Consider the following 995-nt stretch of genomic DNA (forward strand, 5'->3'; position numbering starts at 1 on the left):
GCGGGATCCCCTGGGTGACGACACCATAGTGGCTAACGGGCAAGGTACCGGACAGGGCCTTGAGCACGAGCAACCGAGAACCGCCATGGGTCGCTGGCGTGTCGTCGTCCGGGCGCATGAGCGGGATTCGGCGGCCGCGCCAGTCGGCGAAGCCGGCGAGACGGTCATGTCCCCCTTCAGGGACCGCGGTCCCCGGATCCGTGACCTCGGCCACCACTGCGGCCGGCACCAGCCACTGGACGCCCCCGACGGGGACGACGAGACAGCGAATGCTCTGTGACTCCGCCATAAGTTCAGCCCGATCCCTCGTGTTCCAGTCCGACTGCCGGGACCGCCCCGGCGAGCCACTCCGTCAGCGCCGAGGCCAGCCCCTCCGGCGTCGCGCGCCCACGTACCCTCACCCTTGCGGCCGCGGCATCCGGCATGCTGGCGACGACTGCGCTGTCCACGCTCTGGGCCCACACCGAACCGCCGACGGCATCTATCGCCCGCGCGCCTTCGGCGCCGTCTTCTCCCATGCCCGTGAATACGATCATCGCCGTATCGGCGCCGAAGCGCACGGCGACCTCCGTCGCGACGTCATCGATGCAGGGCCGAAGCAGCACACGCGACGGCGGGGCTGCGTCGCCTGCCTCCGTCAGCCGCCCTGACTGGTCGAGCACGAACGCGCGATCCACCGGGCAGACCCATGCCCGGCCCGCCGTAAGCGCGTCGCCGGGCCGGGCCTCGGCAACGGGAAAACCGGCCACCCGGCCAAGCTGGCGGGCGAGCTCGGTGGTGAACCCCCCACCGATATGCTGGGCGACCACCAGGGTCGCCGGCGGTGGCCCCTGTAGTGCGGCGAAGAACCGCCGCAACGCCGGCGGTCCGCCGCTGGAGGCCGCCAGCACGACCACCGGTGCCGGTCCCTGCTGCGGCGCCGCGGCCGGGTGCATATAGCCACGCACCTTCACCGCGATCCGCCCGAGCTCGCGCTCGTCCAGGCGCGATGCGTC

At 72.2% G+C, this 995-nt stretch carries 2 protein-coding genes; both read right to left on the minus strand.

Going from position 1 to position 995, the window contains the following annotated elements; all coding sequences use genetic code 11:
• On the minus strand, nucleotides 1–289 hold a 289-nt coding region (locus tag G7A99_RS21105), incomplete at its 3' end, for a chemotaxis protein CheW (RefSeq protein WP_240466368.1).
• A gap of 4 nt (nucleotides 290–293) precedes the next feature.
• Nucleotides 294–995, minus strand: a 702-nt coding sequence (locus G7A99_RS21110) for a chemotaxis protein CheB (protein ID WP_163143869.1), incomplete at its 5' end; no start/stop codon positions are given.

The sequence above is a fragment of the Arhodomonas sp. KWT genome (assembly GCF_010993615.1).